The sequence below is a fragment of the Brucella anthropi ATCC 49188 genome (genome assembly GCF_000017405.1).
Lineage (GTDB): Bacteria > Pseudomonadota > Alphaproteobacteria > Rhizobiales > Rhizobiaceae > Brucella > Brucella anthropi.
In genome coordinates this window covers 345,163-365,280 of the sequence record NC_009667.1, presented here as the reverse complement: position 1 = coordinate 365,280, position 20,118 = coordinate 345,163, and the positions used below count along the sequence as shown (strand labels likewise).

The following is a 20,118-nucleotide window of genomic DNA, read 5'->3' as shown; positions in this document are numbered from 1 at the left end:
CACTACTGCTACTGTTCGCAACAAAACCAAAAAGGGGAACGACGAACAATGGCAAAGGTCATCAAAGGCGGAACCGTCATCACGGCTGACCGCACCTTTAAAGCCGATGTTCTCATCGAAGGCGAAAAGATTGTTGCTGTCGGCGACAATCTCTCCGGCGATGAAGTCATAGATGCATCCGGCTGTTATATCATGCCGGGTGGCATCGACCCGCACACCCATCTGCAAATGCCCTTCATGGGGACCTATTCTTCCGACGATTTCGATACCGGAACTGCGGCCGCCCTTTCCGGCGGCACGACGATGGTGGTCGATTTCGTGCTGCCGGATTCCGAAGGTAACCTGCTCGACGCGCTTCAGGAGTGGTTCCAGAAGGCTGGCAAGGCGCGCACCGATTATTCGTTCCACATGGCGATTACCGGCTGGAACGAGCGCACGTTCAACGAAATGGCCGAGGTGGTGAAGCGCGGCATCAACACCTTCAAACACTTCATGGCCTATAAGGGCGCGTTGATGGTGAATGATGACGAGATGTTCGCGTCGTTCCAGCGTTGTGCTGAACTGGGCGCCATGCCGCTCGTCCATGCTGAAAACGGCGATATCGTTGCGCAGCTGCAGGCTAAACTGATGGCCGAAGGCAATGACGGACCGGAAGCCCATGCCTATTCGCGTCCGCCGGAAGTGGAGGGTGAAGCAACCAATCGCGCGATCATGATTGCCGATCAGGCAGGCGTTCCGCTCTATGTCGTGCATGTTTCCTGCGAACAGAGCCATGAAGCGATCCGCCGCGCCCGGCAAAAGGGTATGCGCGTGTTCGGCGAGCCGCTGATCCAGCATCTGACGCTGGACGAAAGCGAATATCATAACAAGGATTGGGATTATGCGGCACGCCGGGTAATGTCTCCGCCATTCCGTGACAAGGTCAATCAGGATAGTCTCTGGGCCGGTCTTGCGGCTGGAAGCCTGCAATGCGTTGCAACCGACCATTGCGCATTCACTACTGAACAGAAGCGTTACGGCATCGGCAATTTCACCAAGATTCCGAATGGAACGGGTGGTCTGGAAGAACGTATGCCAGTGTTGTGGTCGCGCGGCGTGCGCACTGGTCGCCTGACGCCAAATGAATTTGTTGCTGTCACCTCGACAAACATTGCCAAGATCTTGAACATCTATCCGCAGAAAGGCGCAGTGCTGCCGGGTGCTGACGCTGATCTTGTCATCTGGGATCCGGAGGCAACCAAGAAGGTTTCTGCAAAAACACAGCTTTCCTCGATTGATTACAACGTGTTCGAAGGTTTTGAGCTCAAGGGCCTGCCGAGGACGACGCTTTCACGCGGACGTATCGCTTTCGACAAGGGACACGTCAAGGCAGAGCCAGGCGACGGGCGCTTCATCGAGCGCGAACCGAACGGTGCCGTCAATCGGGCGCTGTCACAATGGAAGGAAATCGTTGCGCCGCGCAAGGTGGAACGCAGCGCCGAACATATGCCGATAGGGGTCTGAGACATGGCCATCGTCCAGCTTCGGGAACCGCGCATGAACTTGAATGACAGCATGGCCACCCGATCCAGGGATAATGGGAGGGGCGAGGCAAATGCGCAGACAGTGATCGACATCAAAGACTTGTCGCTCGTCTTCGAGACGAATGACGGACCTGTCCATGCGCTGTCCAATATTGATCTTGCCGTCAAGCGCGGCGAGTTCGTTTCCTTCATCGGACCTTCGGGATGCGGCAAGACTACGCTGATGCGCGTCGTGGCCGATCTGGAGCAACCGACATCAGGTTCTGTCACGGTCAACGGCAAAACACCGGAGCAAGCCCGCCTCGACCGGTCCTATGGTTACGTATTTCAGGCGGCCGCTCTGTTTCCGTGGCGCACCATCGAAGACAATATCAGCCTGCCGCTGGAGATTATGGGGTTCTCCAAGGCAGAAAGGCGCGAGCGGATCGAAAAGAACCTCGCGCTCGTCAATCTCTCAGGCTTTGACAAAAAATATCCCTGGCAGCTTTCCGGCGGCATGCAACAGCGCGCATCGATAGCCCGCGCATTATCATTCGATCCTGATATGCTGCTGATGGACGAGCCCTTCGGCGCTCTGGACGAAATCGTGCGCGATCATCTCAACGAACAGCTTCTCAAGCTTTGGGCAGCAACCCGCAAAACAGTGATTTTCGTCACACACTCGATCCCGGAAGCGGTGTTTCTCTCAACCAAGATCGTTGTCATGAGCCCGCGCCCAGGCCGCATTCATGAAATCATCGATTGCGATCTTGGCCCGGACAGACCACTTGAAATCAGGGAGTCCGAAGCGTTCCTGAAAATTGCCCACCGCGTCCGTGAGGGTTTGCGTTTGGGGCACATCCATGAATAAGGGCACTTTTCAACGGCATCGTGCTGGAGATCGTCCATGAAAGGCTTCCTGCACGACAGATTCATCCCCGTGGCGACTATACTCGCCGTCATTATTGCGCTTTGGTACGGCCTAGCGGTGGTACTCAACGCCCCGTTTGAGCGTGATCAGGCGACACGCGCAGGGACAGAAATCACCTTCTCGACGCTTGTCGCCAATACGATGCATCAGGACCGACCGGTCCTGCCCGCACCGCATCAGGTAGCTGAAGAAATCTGGAAAACCGTCTTCGGTGTCAAACCGAGTTCCAAGCGCAGCCTGATCTATCACGGATGGGTCACACTATCGTCCACCCTGCTCGGTTTTGTGCTTGGGTCGGCGCTGGGCGTTCTTCTCGCTGTAGGAATTGTTCATTCCCGCACACTCGACAAGAGCCTGATGCCATGGATCATCACCTCACAAACGATCCCGATCCTCGCCATCGCGCCGATGATTATCGTGGTCCTGAATGCCATTGGCATATCGGGCTTGCTGCCCAAAGCTATCATCTCCACCTATCTCTCTTTCTTTCCCGTGGCAGTGGGAATGGTGAAGGGGCTGAGATCGCCTGATGTGATGCATCTCGACCTCATGCGCACCTATAATGCATCAAGATCGCAGGTGTTCTGGAAACTGCGCTGGCCTGCGGCCATGCCATTCCTGTTCACATCGATGCAGATCGCCGTCGCGATCAGCCTCGTTGGCGCTATTGTCGGTGAATTGCCAACCGGTGCAGTCGCCGGTCTTGGTGCTCGGCTGCTTGCAGGCTCGTACTATGGCCAGACCGTGCAGATATGGGCAGCACTCGTTGCCGCTGCTCTGATGGCTGCGGTGCTGGTTGCGCTGATTGGCGTCGCGGCACAGCTTGTGAACCGACGCATGGGTGTAAAGCCGGAAAGGGCAGCCACATGATGACAGGCATCCTATCCGTCATAGCGCTAATAGCTGTTTCATGGCTGGTTGTGGGTTGGGTCGCAAGTCTCAAGACCCGTAACCCTTTGGGCCAAAAGCTTCTGGATATCGCAGTGCCAGCGCTCTTTGGCATCGCGATGTTATTGCTCTGGGAAGTAACCGTCCGGCTTTTCGCTATTCCTCAGGTTCTCCTTCCAGCACCATCAGCAATCTGGGCACGCATAACGGCGTCCGTACCAATTCTCTGGGCGGATTTCCGACAGACCTTTCTGAAGGCCGTCATCATCGGCTATGTGGCGGGATGCGGTCTCGGTTTCATAACCGCCATCATCGCCGACCGGATTCCATTCCTGCGTAAAGGCCTGTTGCCGCTCGGCAATCTGGCTGCAGCACTTCCAATCGTGGGCGTCGCACCGATCATGGTGATGTGGTTTGGCTTCGACTGGCAATCGAAGGCAGCGGTGGTCATCATCATGACCTTCTTCCCTATGCTGGTGAACACGGTTGCGGGCCTTGCCAGTACCGGGGCAATGGAACGGGACATGATGGAAACCTACGGCTCAAGCTACTGGCAGACATTGTTCAAGCTGCGTCTCCCAGCGGCCATGCCGTTCATATTCAACGCTCTCAAGATCAATTCCACCCTCGCACTTATCGGAGCGATCGTGGCGGAGTTTTTTGGCACGCCGATTGTCGGCATGGGGTTCCGCATCTCTGCGGAAATCGGGCGCATGAATGTGGATATGGTTTGGGCTGAAATCTTTGTAGCTGCTCTTGCGGGATCGCTCTCTTATGGGCTGATCGCGCTGATCGAGCGCAGAATGACATTCTGGCACCCTTCATACAGGAGGGCATAAGCCTGAATAATTGGCATCTGCAAAAATAAGGCAGACCAAAGTGCATTCCGAAAAGTGGGAACCGGTTTTCGGGCAAAATGCGCGGCAATAAAAAGAACCAGAGGAGAACTGAAATGAAAAAGGCAATTTCTTTATGCCTTGGAACAGCCGGACTGGCGCTCGCGCTTATGAGCAGTTCGGCAATGGCAGCCGACAAGCTGACCTTGCAGCTCAAATGGGTGACGCAGGGGCAATTTGCCGGTTACTATGTAGCCAAGGACAAAGGCTTCTATGAGGAAGAAAATCTCGATGTCGATATCAAACCGGGCGGACCGGACGTCGCTCCGCCGCAGGTGATTGCCGGTGGTGGCGCGGATGTTGTGGTTGACTGGATGCCGTCGGCGCTCGCGACCCGCGAAAAAGGCGTCCCGCTCGTCAACATCGCCCAGCCTTTCAAGAAATCCGGCATGATGCTGACCTGCCGCAAGGATACTAACATCACCAAGCCGGAAGACTTCAAGGGCCGCACGCTCGGTGTCTGGTTCGGCGGCAATGAATACCCGTTCCTGTCATGGATGAGCCATCTGAAAATTCCGACCGAAGGCGGCAAGGATGGCGTGACCGTGCTCAAGCAGGGCTTCAACGTCGACCCGCTGATCCAGAAGCAGGCCGACTGCATTTCTACAATGACCTATAATGAATATTGGCAGGTGATTGATGCAGGCATTCCAGCCGATCAGCTTGTCGTCTTCCCATATGAAGAGCAAGGCGTCGCCACGCTGGAAGACGGTCTCTATGTGCTGGAAAAGAGCCTAGATGATCCGGCAATGGTCGACAAGCTCGCCCGTTTTGTCCGTGCCTCAATGAAGGGCTGGAAATACGCATCCGAGAACCCTGGAGAAGCAGCTGATATCATACTCGACAACGATGCTTCCGGTGCTCAGACCAAGGAAGTTCAGGAACGTATGGTCAAGGAAATCGGCAAGCTGGTTGACGGCTCCGATGGCACCCTTGATGTGGCGGCTGCCGACCGCACCGTGGAAACGCTTCTGGGCGGTGGCTCTGACCCCGTCATCACCAAGAAACCGGAAGGCGCGTGGACAGCCAAGATAACCGACGCCATGAAGAAGTGATCCCGTTCAAAACAGCAAAAAAACCGGCCCCAAAAGGCCGGTTTCTTTTTGTTTATTCCGCCGGTTCAGCCGTGCCACCCTTTTGTGACTTCCCTTTAAGGGCGTAGTTCAGCTCTCTTTCGAGCCGTGCTTCCTCTTCGGCTTTGGGCTGCGTAAAGCGTCCCAGCAGCAGATAGGCGACCGGCGTTACATAAAGCGTAGCAATCGTTGCTAATCCAAGACCACCCACAATGACCCAGCCCAGAGCCACACGGGCTTCTGCGCCAGCGCCACTTGCCAAAACCAGCGGCACACCGCCAAGCACGGCGCAGATCATCGTCATGCAGACCGGGCGAAGACGAATGTTGGATGCTTCCTCGATTGCTTCTCGAACGCTCAAGCCCCTGTCACGCAATTGATCTGCGAATTCGACAATCAGGATACCATTCTTGGCCATGATGCCGACCAGAAGCACGAGACCGATCTGGCTGTAGACGTTCAGGCTCGTACCTGTGAGCAGCATCGCAAAAACCGCACAACCAAGCCCGAGAGGAACCGTCGCCATCACGATCAGCGCACTGACAAAGCTTTCAAACTGCGCTGCCAGCACCAGAAGAATGATGATGATGGCAAAACCGAACACCATTGCCAGGCCGCTTGATGTTTCGCTGAGCGTCGAAGCTTCCGCCAGCGGAATGATATGGCTTCCCGGAGGCAGCAAAGGTGCCGCGATTTCCTGTGCGACCTTATAGGCATCGCCCAACGCGAAATCGTCGCGCAGATTTGTCGTTATGGACACCGAGCGCTGGCGCGTCTCGCGATCAAGCTGCGGCGGAACCGCTTTCTCAACGACCGTAGCAATAGACGACATCGGCACATAACGACCGTCCGTCGTCTTCATGAATATGTTTTCAAGATCGGTCGGATCGTTGATCGGGTTGGTGGTGGCAACGAGTTTCACATCGAAACTGCGATCTCCGACATAAACCGATCCGATCTTGCGACCGTCGAGTACCGACTGCACAGCATTCGCAAGCCCTGTGATGTCGATACCAAGATCGGATGCTCGTTCGCGATTGATCTCGACGGAAAGCTGCGGCTGGGTCGGCTCGACGGACAGTCGCGGCTGCACGAACCGTGGATCCTTTTCCAGCGCGGCAACGACCGCCTGCGCGGCAGGCTGTAGCTTGGCATAATCGCTACCGACTATGGCAAACTGCAAACCGTTGCCCGCACCACGAATACCAAGGCTGTTCGGTTGGGTGGTAAAAATACGCACCGCCGTTATGCCTTTGATGCGCTGGGTAATGTCAGCCATGATTTCCTGCTGGCTGCGCGCGCGTTCCTTCCACGGTGCCAGCGTCAGGACAACAAAGCCGTTATTGGACGACCCGCCGGAACCTGCGATGGCATAAGTAGTAATGATTTCACCGCTATCGCGCAGAGGCTGGACGGCCTCCTCAATCTTGTCGAGCTGAGACTGGAGGAACTCCACACTGATGCCCTGCGGCCCATTGATACGCAGCAGTGCAACGGCACGATCTTCCGAGGGCGTCAGTTCCTGACGGATCAGACCGTAGCCGACAAAGGATGCGCCTGCGAAAAGCATTGCCACCAGCACAACAACGAATGGCGCCGACAGACAGATGTGCAGCGTCTTTTTATAGAAGGTCGCAAGCCCGCCGCCAATACGACGCAGGAAAAGCGGACCGTGGCCGCCGTCTTCGCCATTCCCTTCCTTGAGGAAGCGAGAGGCAAGCATGGGGCAAAGCGTCAACGCAACAACAGATGACAGAAGAACAGCAATTGCCAGCACGAAGCCGAATTCACGGAACAGACCACCCGCCTGCCCGGGCAGAAACGAAATTGGAACGAAGACTGCCGCCAAAGTCAGCGTCGTGGCAATAACGGCGAAGAAGACTTCCTGCGTGCCGAGGACTGCCGCAGCACGCGGCCCCATGCCCTGATTGCGTCGCCGGACAACGTTTTCCAACACAACAATGGCGTCATCGACCACGAGACCTGTGGCGAGCACCAAAGCCAGAAGGGTAAGAATATTGACCGAGAATCCTGCCAGATAGATGGCGGCGATCGTGCCGATCAAAGCGACAGGCATGGACAAGGCCGGGATGAGCGTTGCGCGTATATCCCAGAGGAACACGAAGATAATCGCCACAACGATGATCACTGACGCGATCAGTGCGATTTCCACCTCGTGGATAGCGCCATTGATGAAATTCGCATCGTCACTGGTAACGGCGATATTCACGCCCGCGGGCAAGGTTTTCTGCAAATTGGCGACCGCTGCCCGAATGCCCTCCGAGATATCGAGCGTATTCGACTGTGCCTGACGGACGATGCCGAGACCAATTGCCGTCTTGCCGTTGGACCGGACCGCCGAGCTTTCGATATCCGGCCCAAGCGTGACGGTAGCAACATCGCGGATCTGCGTGCGTCCGTTGATGTAGACGTTCTCGAAATCCTCAGGCTTTTCCAGATTGGCCGTGGCACGGACAACGATGGACTGATCGGCGCTACGCAAAGAACCGGCAGGGGCGTCCAGCCCCATGGAAGAAAGCGCCGTAGAAATATCCGCAATGGTCAGACCATAGCTCGCAAGGCGCGCCTGATTGATATCGATGCGGAATATCTTGTCGCGGTCACCGTTGATCTGGACGTCAGCCACGCCCGGAACCGCGGAGAGGATATCCTGTATCTGGTCTTCGACCAGCACCGTCATGTCATCGACAGACATGGTGTCGGACGTAACCGCCAGACGCATCACGGGATCAGCGTTGGAATCGGCCTTGATGATGCGCGACGGGTCCGCTTCTTCCGGCACGTCATTGGCGACACGGGAAATCGCATCGCGCATGTCGGCGGCGGCAACGTTGAGGTCTACACCATCGTTGAACTCCACCGTGACGCGGCTGCGTTCAAACGACGATGTTGAAGAAATAGATTTTACGCCCGAAACGCGCGCGACAGCGTTTTCGAGAACCTGTGTCAACTGACGGTCAATAGTTTCAGCGGATGCACCACTGAAATCCGTGCTGATTGTCACCACAGGCCGGTCAACGTCCGGCAGTTCGCGAATATCGACGCCTGTGAAAGCAGCAAGACCCGCGACGACAATCAGAACGTTGATAACGAAAGCAAAAACTGGACGACGGATGAAAAGCGCCGTCGATCCGCCGCTACTGGATGAGGAATTGTGACCGGTCACGCGTTTACCCTCATCCTGCAGTACGTGTTATCGAAACAGGATCAGCCAGTGCCGTACCCTGTTCGTCCTTTACACGTACCGGCGCATCATCGCGCACGGTTTGAACACCTTGCGTAACGATCATGTCGCCCTGCTTCACCGGACCATCGATGAGAATGTTGGTTGAATTGCGCTGAACGATACGCGCGACAATTCTCTTGGCGACACCGTCCTCAACACGCCACACATAGGAACCGTCAGCCCCCCATTGAATGGCCAGCGGGTCGACCGAAGGATAGCGATCACCCGGAAAGAGAACCGTGACGGAGAACGACATGCCCGCGCGCAGACGATCCTGCGTGTTCGGCACTTCTGCGCGAACATGCAGCGTACGGCTGGCTTCATCCAGCATATTGTCAACCGCGTTGATCTCGCCGCTATAGGTCTCACCCGGGAAAGCGGTCGATTCCGCTGTCAACGGCTGGCCAACCTTGATTTGCGGTGCGAAGCGTTCTGGCACCCATATATCGATCAGCACTTTCGACCGGTCATCGATACGACCGATGGAAGTCTGTGCGGTAATGTAGTTACCCACATTGACAGGAAGAATACCAACAATACCGGAGATTGGCGCACGAACCGTGCGACGGCTCAAGGCGAGCTGCGCGTCCTGCAAAGCAAGCTGCGCATTGGCGACCGCCAGCTCAGTCTCAACCACCTGAACTTCAGTTGCGGTGTTCGTCGCTCGCAATTTTGCAATGCGCTGGCGTGTCGTCTGCGCATCCTTCAACGCCGTCTCGGCCTTAGCGACAGCGATCTTTTCCGTCTCGGCGTCAAGTTCGGCAATCGAGTCGCCTTCCTTCACGCTATCGCCCGCCTTGACGTAAAGCTTCGTCATGTAACCGCTGGAGTACGGGGTTATCGACACGGTGCTGAGAGCCCGTGCCGAACCGATAGCCGTCAAACGGTTGTTGATGGTCTCTTCGCCGGCGGCCTCGACAACAACGAGTGGTGCGGATCGCCCGCCTTCGCCTTTCGGCGCTTCCTCGCCCGTTGCTGCGGTCTTCACCACATCATTCTTGTTCTTATAGGCATACCAGCCGCCAACGGCAGCCGCAGCTATGAGCAGGCACAAGGCAATCTGCTTCCAGGATTTCATTCAGCTCTCCGGCAAGGCCTACCGTCACCTGACGGCCCTCGTTTTCGAAACCAATTTGTCGGGCGCGGAAAATGCCAGCAAATAGTATCAGAATGATGATTGCCTTCACATTGCGCAAATCATGCAACCCATCAGGATGCATGGATTTTTCCAACCAAGACTTTGCACGCACGATCTCAAGGCGTCGAGTTAAATTTCGGTAATACTGCTCGCAGAGATCCCGGGAGCGGGTGCGTTCTTAACCGATTGAACAAAGGCTGTTGGATTTATCGATCGGCTCCATATATAGGAGGCTACCTTTATGTATTGCGTTTCGATGGCACACAGGTTGAGGCACTGCGGCGATTAGGCCGGTTCACCTCGCGTTGGAAGCACAGGCTATGGCGGTTGTTGAAAAGACCACAGATACGGGCACGCCTTCCCCTGAAGCGGCCTCCCAAACTGCGACCACGGAACGGCTCTCGTCAACCCAGTTCACACGTTTACCCTGGCGAAACCGGCTTTCGAGCAAGCTATTGCTCTTGACCGCACTTGCCGTGTTGATCACCGAAGTTCTGATCTTCGTCCCGTCTGTTGCCAATATGCGCGTGCGCTGGATGAGTTCGAGACTTGATACGGTGGGCGCGGTCAGCGAGGTTCTCGCCGCAGGCGGCGATATGGATGTGCCGCGTGACATTCAGGACAAGGTACTTCTGGCAACCGGTACGAAAGCCATAGCCATGCGTGAAGCCGGTGCTTCGCGTCTGCTCGCCATGTCGGAAGTACCCGGCAAGATTGATCAGGTCATTGATCTCAACAATATCAGCGAAGCAGCTGCCATATGGGACGCATTCGGAACCTTGTTCAACGGCGGAGACAGAACGCTACGAATCTATGGTTCGGTTTCGCCATCCAGTTCTCCGGGACGTATTATTGAAATCGTGACCTCGGATGCACCCCTCCGACACGCTATGCTCGTCTATGCGCGCAACGTGACTTTTATCTCGCTCATCATTTCAGTCATAGCGGCGAGCCTGATTTACCTGATCATTCACGAAATGCTGTTGCGGCCGGTGCGTATCATGCATCGCAACATGATCGATTTCGCCTCATCCCCTGACAATCCCGCGCTGATCCTTGTGCCAGAAAACCGCAAGGACGAATTCGGCGTGGCCCAGCGTCAGATATCGCATATTCAGAGCGACCTTCAGAGAACGCTCAAAGAACAGAAACATCTCGCCGATCTTGGCCTCGCCGTCTCCAAAATCAACCACGACATGCGCAATATTCTGGCCTCAGCGCAGTTGATGTCTGACCGGCTTGCCGATACCGAAGACCCAATGGTGCAGCGGTTTGCACCCAAACTTATCCGCACTCTCAGCCGCGCGATCAGCTATTCCGAAAGCGTCATGGCCTATGGTCGCTCGCAAGAAGCACCACCGCGCCCGCGTCGCGTTCTGCTGCACACAATTATCGCTGACGTTCAGGAAACCCTGAGCCCCAGGTCAGAAAGCAGCGTTGAGTTCGAGAATCTTGTCCCGGAGGATTTCGAACTCAATGTCGATTCAGAGCAGTTGTTCCGCGTGCTGAGCAATCTTTGCCGGAATTCTGTGCAAGCCATGGAGCGTGATCAGAGCATTGATGACGCGACCGTCAAGCGACTCACGATTTCTGCCGGAAGAATCGGGACGATGGCAATCATCGGTGTCGAGGACACCGGCCCCGGTTTGCCACAAAAAGCACGCGACAATCTTTTCACGGCTTTCAAGGGATCGACACGCAGTGACGGCACTGGTCTTGGGCTTGCCATCGCGCAAGAACTGATCCGCGCGCATGGTGGGACAATCGAGCTTCGAGAAGACCGCCCAGTTGGGGCACATTTCGAGATTCGCATCCCCGATTTGCCGATGCAACGCGGAGACCGGAGCCTCCAACGGGCAGAGGAAAGTGTTTAAGCAATCTACCGTTGTGCCAACTTTGAACGAAAAGCCCGGAAATGTGGGGCCTGACAAGAAATCTTCACAGAACCACATTTTTTTCTAAGAAGACGCTTGCATTTAGCGATCCGTCCGATTATCAACCGCCCATCGCCGCAGCGAGCGGCACACAGGCAAGCACCCGTAGCTCAGCTGGATAGAGCACCAGACTACGAATCTGGGGGTCAGAGGTTCGAATCCTTTCGGGTGCGCCATTTTTCTCAAAACAATCAGTGATTTTTTTCGGCGCGTGACGAACCGGTTTATGCATTGCTTTGCATATTTCCCAAAATGACTGCCCCCGACCTCGTGACGTTTTTGCTCGCCCCGCTATATGTGGCTCGACATATCGGCATCACATTTCTGCAGTGGAATTTTTCTCATGAAGCATCACGCGCTCGTCTGGCTGCGTAACGATCTTCGAATCAACGACAACCCCGCACTGGATGCAGCCGCCGAAACAGGCGGCCATATAACAGCAGTTTACGTTCATGAGACCGTTGCCGAGATTCGGGCGCCCGGCTGCGCGGTGCGGTGGTGGCTGGACCAAAGTCTTGAAGCGATAAGAAAACAGCTCGCTGATCGTGGCATTGAACTTCTCATCGAGACCGGTGATCCGAGGGATATCCTCCCTCAGTTGATCGCGAAACTGGCCGTCACCGAACTGTTCTGGAACCGTCGCTACGCACCGGCGGAGCGTGAATTCGATGCGAATCTGAAGGCACAACTCAAGGAGAGTGGAACCGGTGTAACCTCATTTCCTGGCAATCTTCTTCTTGAGCCCTGGGAGCTCAAGACGGCCAGCGACACGCCCTATCAGGTCTTCACCCCTTTCGCCAAAGCGTTGCGCCACCATCACATTCCTCGCCCGCTTTCGCGCAGGCAATGGGATATCAAACCAACACAGGAAACCTGCTATTCGCCCAACGTTCCTGCCTGGGCGAAAAAGTTCGATGGGCTTTGGAATATTGGAGAAGACGCGGCGCGCGACTGCCTGACACGTTTTCTGGAGAACACGCTGTCGACCTATACCGAGGATCGCGACGTTCCCGGCATCGACGGAACTTCAAGACTTTCACCTCATTTGCGGTTCGGTGAAATCAGCGCGCGTCAGGCGTGGTATGCCACACTGGCGTTTATGGACGAGCATCACTCTGCACGCGCTGGCGGTGAAAAGTTTCTGTCAGAGCTGATCTGGCGCGATTTTAATTATCACCAGCTCTATCACCGCCGCGACATCAGTCGACACGATATGCGTGACACACTGTCCGGCATCGCATGGCGCGATGATCGAGCTGCATTCGAAGCATGGCGTCGCGGACAGACGGGCTTTCCCATCATCGATGCCGGTATGCGTCAGCTTTGGGCCACCGGATGGATGCACAATCGCGTGCGAATGCTTGTGGCATCTTTTCTCACCAAGAATCTGCTCATCGACTGGCGAAAGGGTGAAGAATGGTTCTGGGATACGCTCGTGGACGGCGATATCGCCAGCAATCCGGGAAGCTGGCAGTGGGTGGCAGGCTGCGGCATGGACGCTGCGCCCTATTTCCGGGTGTTCAATCCGATCTTGCAGGGTGAAAAATTCGATGCCGAAGGACAATATGTCCGGCATTGGGTGCCAGAACTATCAGGCCTGTCCAACAAATGGCTGCACAAGCCGTTTGAGGCCCCCAAGGATGTGCTGACCAGCGCTGGAATTGCGTTGGGCAGTACCTATCCCAAACCAATCATTGATTTGCAGGCCTCACAACGGGAGGCCCGCAAACGGCTCAACAGCCAGCCGTAATCAACGCGCTTCCAGTCCGCCATTCTCAACGATAAAGTCGATGATTTCCGGCACGCCCTTGCCGCGATGGAGGTCGGTGAAACCGAATGGACGCTTGCCGCGCATGCGAGCCGCATCGCCTTGCATAATATCGAGATCGACGTGCACATGAGGAGCAAGATCACTCTTGTTGATCACAAGAAAATCTGACCGTGTGATACCCGGACCGCCTTTGCGCGGAATTTCCTCACCCTGACAAACAGAGATGACATAAAGCGTCAGGTCCGCCAGATCCGGTGAGAAGGTAGCAGCGAGATTGTCACCACCGGATTCGATGAAGACGATCTCCAGATCGGGAAATCGCCGGTTCATTTCGGCAATTGCCTGCAGATTGATGGAGGCATCCTCGCGGATTGCCGTATGCGGGCATCCGCCCGTTTCGACGCCCATGATCCGATCTTCGGACAAAGCCTGAGAACGTGCCAGAATGAGGGCGTCTTCCTGCGTGTAGATATCGTTGGTAATCACGGCGACCGAGTATTTATCACGCAGCGCTTTGCAAAGCTTTTCGGTCAGCGTCGTCTTTCCCGATCCCACCGGGCCGCCGATGCCGATACGCAAGGGTCCGTTTTTCTGTGTCATGTGCGAAAAAGCCTCGAATGTTGGGTTTCGTGTTTCATGGCCATGATGTCGCTAATGTAAGTCGCGGAACCAAGGTCACTCAATGAAGTTTTTTCTATTCGCGTCGCTGTTTCGGCGAGAACCGGCTCCAAATCCGACATTGTCGCAGTCACGCCGTTCTGCCCCATGACCGAAAGACGGATCGATGCCTGCAAAAGATTGATACAGAAGGCTTGCAGAAAGGCAGCGAGTGTCAATCCAAGCGATACTTTGTTAGCGCCCGCCACGGCACCGACTGCCACCGGATAGGGGCAATCGGCTGGCAGGCGATCAAATACAGAACTGGGCCAGCTTCTAGCTGCAGCCAGAAACGCCTCGCCCTGCAGCATCGTCTCCATATGACGTTCGCGCGAACCGGCCAGTGCTTCGGCCAATTCTGCAACTTCAACAAGATCGCCTTTGGCAACCGCACGCCGCCAGCTTTCCGCGCAAAGCACGGCATCATTCCAGCCGGAGCCACGTGTTACAAGCCAGCGCAGCCAATCGCTCATTGTGGCGGTGTCTGCGACATAGCCATCATGGACGGCCCGCTCCAGCCCATGACTATAGCTGAACGACCCGACCGGAAAGACGGGCGACAGCCAGGCCATCAGCCGCAGCAAAGCGGTGGTGGTATCAGTCGTGGTGGTGGTGATGATGTTCATGATCGTGTTCGTGATGACCATGATGATGATCATGGTCATCATGCGAATGGCCGCCAGAATAAGCACCGCGCAGCGGACTGAAAATTGCTGTTACATCCGTAACTGTTGCACCAAGCCCCTCAAGCATAGCCTTTATGACATGGTCGCGAAGAATGAAGATGCGATCACTCTCGATCTGAGCCGCGAGGTGACGGTTGCCGATATGCCAGGTGAGTTCGGCAATATGCAGCGGATCACGCCCGCGGATTTCGTAAAGTTCCTCGCTTGCGGCGCGGATTTCGATCTCGCGTCCGTCATCGAGGACGAGCCGGTCGCCGTGCTCGAGCACAATTGGCTCTGCAAAATCGACGAGCACCTTCTCGCCACCTTCCAGAACGATGGCCTTGCGCCGCAAATGACGTTCATCGCGTTCGAGAACGGCGTGGCCCGCAGGCACGGCATCGATCACCTTATCTGCACGAATAATGGCAGTGGCACGAAACATTTGTTTGCCTTTCAAGATCAGAACATGAAGTAGCGTTGCGCCATTGGCACGACGTCGACGGGCTCGCAGGTCAGAAGTTCGCCATCTGCGCGCACCTCATAGGTTTCCGGGTCAACTTCCATTTGCGGCATCGCATTGTTGAGGATCATGGAATGTTTGCCGATACCGTCTCTGGTATTGGCCACGGCAATCATCTGCTTGTCCACCCCAATCTTCTCTCGAAGCCCTTCATCCATTGCGGCCTGCGAAACGAAGGTAATGGACGTATTGGTGCGGGCTTTCCCGAATGAGCCGAACATCGGACGATAATGCATCGGTTGCGGCGTTGGAATTGAGCCATTCGGGTCCCCCATCGGCGCGGTTGCGATCCAGCCACCAAGCAGAACCATCTCCGGCTTGATTCCGAAGAAAGCAGGATTCCACAAAACGAGATCGGCCCGTTTGCCCACTTCCACCGAACCGATTTCATGCGCCATGCCATGGGCGATAGCAGGGTTGATGGTGTATTTCGCGATGTAGCGACGCGCCCGATAATTGTCATTTCCGGGCTTGTCGTCGGGAAGACTGCCGCGCTGCTTCTTCATCTTGTCCGCAGTCTGCCAGCAGCGAATGATCATTTCGCCGACACGGCCCATCGCCTGACTGTCGGAGGAAATGATGGAGAACGCTCCCATATCGTGGAGGATGTCTTCTGCAGCGATGGTTTCCTTGCGGATACGGCTTTCTGCAAAGGCAATATCTTCAGGAATTGCCGGGGACAGATGATGGCACACCATCAGCATGTCGAGATGCTCTGCAATCGTATTGACCGTGTAGGGCCGGGTCGGATTTGTCGAAGCCGGCAACACGTTCGGATACTGACACACGCGAATAATATCCGGAGCGTGTCCGCCACCAGCGCCCTCCGTATGGAAGGAATGGATCGTGCGCCCCTTGAAGGCGTTGAGCGTATCTTCGACGAAGCCACCTTCGTTCAGCGTATCGGTATGGATCGCAACCTGAATATCGAACCGGTCTGCGACCGAAAGGCAATTATCGATCGCAGCCGGTGTCGAGCCCCAGTCCTCATGCAGCTTCAAACCGCAGGCGCCGGCGCGGATCATTTCTTCCAATGCACCGGGCAGTGAAGCGTTTCCTTTGCCGAACACACCGATATTCATCGGCAGGCCGTCGAACGACTGGATCAGCCGGGCTATATGCCACGGCCCCGGCGTGCATGTGGTTGCAAGCGTGCCATGGGCAGGTCCGGTGCCGCCACCCACCATGCAGGTGATGCCTGCATTAAGTGCTTCATCCACCTGTTGCGGTGAGATGAAATGGATATGCGTGTCGATACCGCCCGCCGTGAGGATCTTGCCTTCACCCGCGATAATCTCCGTACCGGGGCCGATGATGATCGAAACGCCGGGCTGCGTATCCGGATTTCCGGCCTTTCCGATCACCGCGATACGCCCGTCGCGAAGCCCCACATCGGCTTTATAAATACCGGTATGATCGAGGATCAGAGCATTGGTAATGACTGTATCCATCGCACCGTCGGCGCGCGACATCTGGCTTTGTCCCATACCGTCGCGGATAACCTTCCCTCCGCCAAACTTCACCTCTTCGCCATAGGTGGTGAGGTCCCGTTCGACTTCGATAAACAGTTCCGTATCGGCGAGACGCACCTTATCGCCAACAGTAGGGCCGAACATTTGCGCATAGGTGGCGCGACTAATTCTGGCTGGCATGAAATGTCTCCGTCACCTGTTCTAAAGCTTTCCCATGACCATCTGGCGAAATCCGTAGATCTCGCGCTTGCCGCTCACGGGAACCAATGTCACGTCGCGTTCCTGACCGGGCTCGAAGCGCACGGCAGTTCCGGCTGCAATATCCAGCCGCTGTCCGAGCGCCTTGTCGCGTTCGAAAGAAAGGGCCGCATTCACTTCGTAAAAATGAAAATGACTACCGACCTGTATGGGGCGGTCGCCGGTATTGGCGACCTTGATCGTGATGGTGGATTGCCCCTGATTGAGTTCTATATCGCCGTCCTGCGTAATAATTTCGCCGGGGATCATGTCACACCTCACCCAGCCATCAGCGTCAGGCCGCCAAGTGCGGTAGCGCCACCGGCCAGACGCAAAGCAATTTTGCCATTCTTGCCCGCCATAAGCCGTCCTGCGGCAAGGCCGACACCCATGCCAGCGGCGTGTAGCAGTGCGGTCGCAAGCGCAAATCCAGCCGCATAGGAGAGGAATGTCGCGCCTCCGATTTCCCCGCCGTGTGCATGACCGTGAAAGAAGGCGAAGAAGCCGGCAATAAGTGCGCCAACAACCGGAGTGACAGGGAAGGCAAGCGCCACCATAAGACCAAGCACGACCACCGAAGCCAGAATGACCGGCTCAACGAAGGGCAGCGGCATGCCCAGAAGTGCCGCCACAAAACCAAGCAGCATCACGCCGACAAATGCCGCTGGCACGACGAAGAGTGCCCGTCCACCGAGCATGGCGGCCCAAAGTCCTACCGCAACCATCGCCAGGATATGGTCCGCGCCGGAGAGCGGATGCGTGAAGCCCGCCGCAAACGAGCCATGTTCGGCCGGATTGAGATGGGCAAAGGCAGGGCTTGCGGTGAGTGCCATTGCCACCGCGGCAAGGACCGTAGTCTTCTTCATTATCGTACCTTTCAAAAAACAGGTTTGCCTCGGCGAAACCTGAAAATCAGCGGATCGGCTCGTGAACGGTGACGAGCTTTGTGCCATCGGGAAATGTGGCTTCGACCTGAATGTCGTGGATCATTTCGGGCACACCATCCATCACCTGTTCACGGGTGATGACGTGCGCGCCTGCCTCCATAAGATCGGCAACCGTGCGCCCATCGCGGGCACCTTCAACGACAAAATCGCTGATCAGTGCGATCGTTTCCGGATGATTGAGTTTTACCCCGCGCTCCAGACGGCGGCGGGCAACCATGGCGGCCATGGCGATCAAAAGCTTGTCTTTTTCCCTGGGCGTCAAATTCATGACTTCGTTCCAAACTTCATACTTTCAAAGCGGTATGCATTCCGCTGGCGTTAAAAGCGGCGGGATTGCCGCGAACTCAAAATGTCCAAACTTTGGGCAGTCCTGCCTTACCGTTAAGCAGGGCGAGCAATGGCCCCAGACGTTTGCGCAAGGTGTAACTATCCGGCGCGTGAAGCCGCATCATCAGTTTGGTTGCAGGGCCAACCTGCCAGAGGCTGGCACCGCCCTCCTCTCCAATGATCTGCCGGGCTGCTTCCAGATGTTTCCCGGCCTCCCCTGAAATCAAGAGCACGGTGGCGACTGCACAGGCCGCATCTGCCACCGGACGGGCTTGCAATTCGGCCCCAATATCCGGTCCCAGCCGAAACTCTTCTGCATGCACAAGCCTCCCATCGGGCCGCCCACCCAATCGCACACGCCAACGATCACTGAACATCGCTTCATCAACCCGCTCACCCATGGCAAGGCGCCCGAATATAGTCGCCTCCACCACCAGGATTTCCGCCCCCTCCTCCAGCTCGACATCCAGCGTTCGTGACAACACGGATTGATTGAACAGAATGGTTTCCTGCGGAAGCCAAGCAAGACGCGTGCCTTTTGCCGCCTTCAAACGCGTGGCAATGCGTGCCTCGCCGCCCCCTGAGCGATAGATACGCTCACAGGCCTGCGTGGTAATGACAGCCGAAGCGTTTTCGCCAAGCTCCACATCCCATTGCAGTCGGTCACCGCCCGTCAGCCCTCCTGATGTGTTGATCAGGATTGCTTCCAGCGGATCGCCTCCGACTTGCGGCATGCGGATTTTGGCTGCGCCTTCCTGGTAAAGCCTGGAAATGCGCGAACGCCCGTCCTTGAAATGTATCGAAAGCCCACCCAGCCCGTTGACGCGCTGCGAGGAGAGCTCCGCTAACTTATTGTTATTTATTATCATCTGCGCGAATCTCGTCTTGCTCTTCTAAAGCAGAACTGACCGCAGAATAAAGGGGGGTGGGGGTGCGGCAGGACGCCGCCACATATTGGAAAGCTTGAAAATGTTTCATCAAAAGCCACGGCAATCCCACCCGAAGCAATGTTTCGGATGGGATTTATCGATCAGTTCCTCGGTCAAATACGCATTGCCGCCGGGTGCGTGACCGTCTTTCGATAGAGATGCCAGGTCGCATGCCCAAGGATGGGTATCACTACCGCCAACCCGGCAAACATCGTGGCAAAACCGACGATCAGCATCGCAGTTACGATTGCAGCCCAGAGCAGCGATTCCATGGGGTTGCGTATGACAACACGCAACGATGTCGCAACCGCCGCCGCAGCACCGCAATCCTGATCAAGCAGCATCGGGAAAGTCACAATCGTCGAGCACAGGACAACGATTGCAAAAAGCAAACCAATGCCACAACCGGCAAAAATCAGACTGCGTCCCTCTTCCGTTGACAACACCTGATTCATCAACATTGAGAAGCTCTCGGGCGGCATCGGCCCGAAATAGTGAACATAGAGATTTTGCGCCACCAGCAGCCAGACAATAAAGATTGCGAACAGAAAAGCACCGACAGCCACGATGGACGGCAATGCCGGGGAATGGCTCACATCGAGCGCACGTTTCCAGGATGTATCCAACCCTTCTTCACGGCGGCGGCTCATCTCATAAAGCGGCAGCGCAGCAATTGGCCCGATCAGGGCAAAGCCGGACATCAGGGGAAACAAGAGCGGTAACGCGTTTGCGTTCGTGCTCCAGTAAGTGATGAGCAACCCCGCCAGCGGGTATATGAGGCAAAGGAAAACGTAATGCGATGGCTTTGCCCAGAAGTCGTTGAAGCCCAGACGCAGGGCATCAAATACATCTGCCATGCGAATGCGCTTAACTTCAGGATAAAAGGCTGATTGGTCTCGACCTGCAACAACATGAAACTGTGCCATGACGCTCCTCCTGCGGATTAAGCAGTCCTGACGGCAAGGAAACGGTCAGGACATG

At 56.0% G+C, this 20,118-nt stretch carries 18 protein-coding genes and 1 tRNA gene; 8 read left to right on the top strand and 11 right to left on the bottom strand.

Translation table 11 applies throughout. The features are described 5' to 3' along the window. Window positions 1-48: 48 nt before the first annotated feature. From hydA to OANT_RS01815, 5 genes are all read left to right on the top strand, one after another. Window positions 49-1,503, top strand: a complete 1,455-nt coding sequence (gene hydA / locus OANT_RS01835) for a dihydropyrimidinase (protein ID WP_012090678.1) — start codon at window positions 49-51, stop codon at window positions 1,501-1,503. Between the two features lie 33 nt (window positions 1,504-1,536). Next, entirely contained in the window at window positions 1,537-2,373 is an 837-nt protein-coding gene (locus tag OANT_RS01830; RefSeq protein WP_012090677.1) for an ABC transporter ATP-binding protein, read from the top strand. A gap of 36 nt (window positions 2,374-2,409) precedes the next feature. Continuing rightward, window positions 2,410-3,303 carry an ABC transporter permease gene (locus OANT_RS01825; protein WP_011982511.1) on the top strand — a complete coding sequence of 298 codons (894 nt, stop codon included), beginning with the start codon at window positions 2,410-2,412 and terminating at the stop codon, window positions 3,301-3,303. After that, window positions 3,300-4,160: an ABC transporter permease gene (locus OANT_RS01820; protein ID WP_010658167.1), complete on the top strand. Its 861-nt coding sequence runs from the start codon at window positions 3,300-3,302 to the stop codon at window positions 4,158-4,160. Before OANT_RS01825 ends, OANT_RS01820 begins: the two co-directional genes overlap by 4 nt. 113 nt (window positions 4,161-4,273) lie before the next feature. Beyond that, a complete protein-coding gene (locus OANT_RS01815) occupies window positions 4,274-5,272 on the top strand; it encodes an ABC transporter substrate-binding protein (protein ID WP_010658166.1) in 999 nt (332 codons plus the stop codon). Between the two features lie 52 nt (window positions 5,273-5,324). Here the strand turns inward: OANT_RS01815 and OANT_RS01810 are convergent, their stop codons facing one another. Continuing rightward, window positions 5,325-8,477 (bottom strand): efflux RND transporter permease subunit, encoded by a 3,153-nt coding sequence (locus OANT_RS01810; protein WP_011982510.1) that lies wholly within the window; start codon window positions 8,475-8,477, stop codon window positions 5,325-5,327. A gap of 10 nt (window positions 8,478-8,487) precedes the next feature. After that, window positions 8,488-9,615 (bottom strand): efflux RND transporter periplasmic adaptor subunit, encoded by a 1,128-nt coding sequence (locus OANT_RS01805; RefSeq protein ID WP_010658164.1) that lies wholly within the window; start codon window positions 9,613-9,615, stop codon window positions 8,488-8,490. Window positions 9,616-9,995: 380 nt separating this feature from the next. Here OANT_RS01805 and OANT_RS01800 point away from each other — a divergent pair, with 380 nt between their 5' ends. From OANT_RS01800 to OANT_RS01790, 3 genes are all read left to right on the top strand, one after another. Next, window positions 9,996-11,549, top strand: coding sequence for a sensor histidine kinase (locus OANT_RS01800; protein ID WP_011982509.1), 1,554 nt, complete (start codon window positions 9,996-9,998; stop codon window positions 11,547-11,549). 159 nt (window positions 11,550-11,708) lie between these two features. Then, a tRNA-Arg gene (locus tag OANT_RS01795) sits at window positions 11,709-11,785 on the top strand. A gap of 167 nt (window positions 11,786-11,952) precedes the next feature. Then, window positions 11,953-13,359 carry a cryptochrome/photolyase family protein gene (locus OANT_RS01790; protein WP_041544919.1) on the top strand — a complete coding sequence of 469 codons (1,407 nt, stop codon included), beginning with the start codon at window positions 11,953-11,955 and terminating at the stop codon, window positions 13,357-13,359. Here OANT_RS01790 and ureG read toward each other — a convergent pair whose 3' ends face one another. From ureG to OANT_RS01745, 9 genes are all read right to left on the bottom strand, one after another. Continuing rightward, entirely contained in the window at window positions 13,360-13,980 is a 621-nt protein-coding gene (ureG, locus tag OANT_RS01785; RefSeq protein ID WP_010658108.1) for an urease accessory protein UreG, read from the bottom strand. It lies immediately after the preceding gene. Beyond that, window positions 13,977-14,663, bottom strand: coding sequence for an urease accessory protein UreF (locus OANT_RS01780; RefSeq protein WP_011982507.1), 687 nt, complete (start codon window positions 14,661-14,663; stop codon window positions 13,977-13,979). The genes ureG and OANT_RS01780 overlap by 4 nt, the downstream gene beginning before the upstream one ends. Further along, entirely contained in the window at window positions 14,635-15,147 is a 513-nt protein-coding gene (gene ureE / locus OANT_RS01775; protein WP_011982506.1) for an urease accessory protein UreE, read from the bottom strand. The genes OANT_RS01780 and ureE overlap by 29 nt, the downstream gene beginning before the upstream one ends. A gap of 17 nt (window positions 15,148-15,164) precedes the next feature. After that, window positions 15,165-16,877 (bottom strand): urease subunit alpha, encoded by a 1,713-nt coding sequence (ureC, locus tag OANT_RS01770; RefSeq protein ID WP_011982505.1) that lies wholly within the window; start codon window positions 16,875-16,877, stop codon window positions 15,165-15,167. A gap of 21 nt (window positions 16,878-16,898) precedes the next feature. Beyond that, window positions 16,899-17,204, bottom strand: a complete 306-nt coding sequence (locus tag OANT_RS01765) for an urease subunit beta (protein ID WP_011982504.1) — start codon at window positions 17,202-17,204, stop codon at window positions 16,899-16,901. A gap of 8 nt (window positions 17,205-17,212) precedes the next feature. Next, the gene (locus OANT_RS01760; protein WP_011982503.1) at window positions 17,213-17,800 is read right to left on the bottom strand and encodes a HupE/UreJ family protein; all 588 of its coding nucleotides are present in this window, start codon (window positions 17,798-17,800) and stop codon (window positions 17,213-17,215) included. Window positions 17,801-17,846: 46 nt separating this feature from the next. After that, a complete protein-coding gene (locus OANT_RS01755) occupies window positions 17,847-18,149 on the bottom strand; it encodes an urease subunit gamma (RefSeq protein WP_010658102.1) in 303 nt (100 codons plus the stop codon). Between the two features lie 76 nt (window positions 18,150-18,225). Next, entirely contained in the window at window positions 18,226-19,077 is an 852-nt protein-coding gene (locus OANT_RS01750) for an urease accessory protein UreD (RefSeq protein ID WP_010658101.1), read from the bottom strand. 173 nt (window positions 19,078-19,250) lie between these two features. Then, complete coding sequence (locus OANT_RS01745; protein WP_011982502.1) at window positions 19,251-20,063, bottom strand: DUF2189 domain-containing protein; 813 nt, start codon at window positions 20,061-20,063, stop codon at window positions 19,251-19,253. Window positions 20,064-20,118 lie beyond the last annotated feature (55 nt).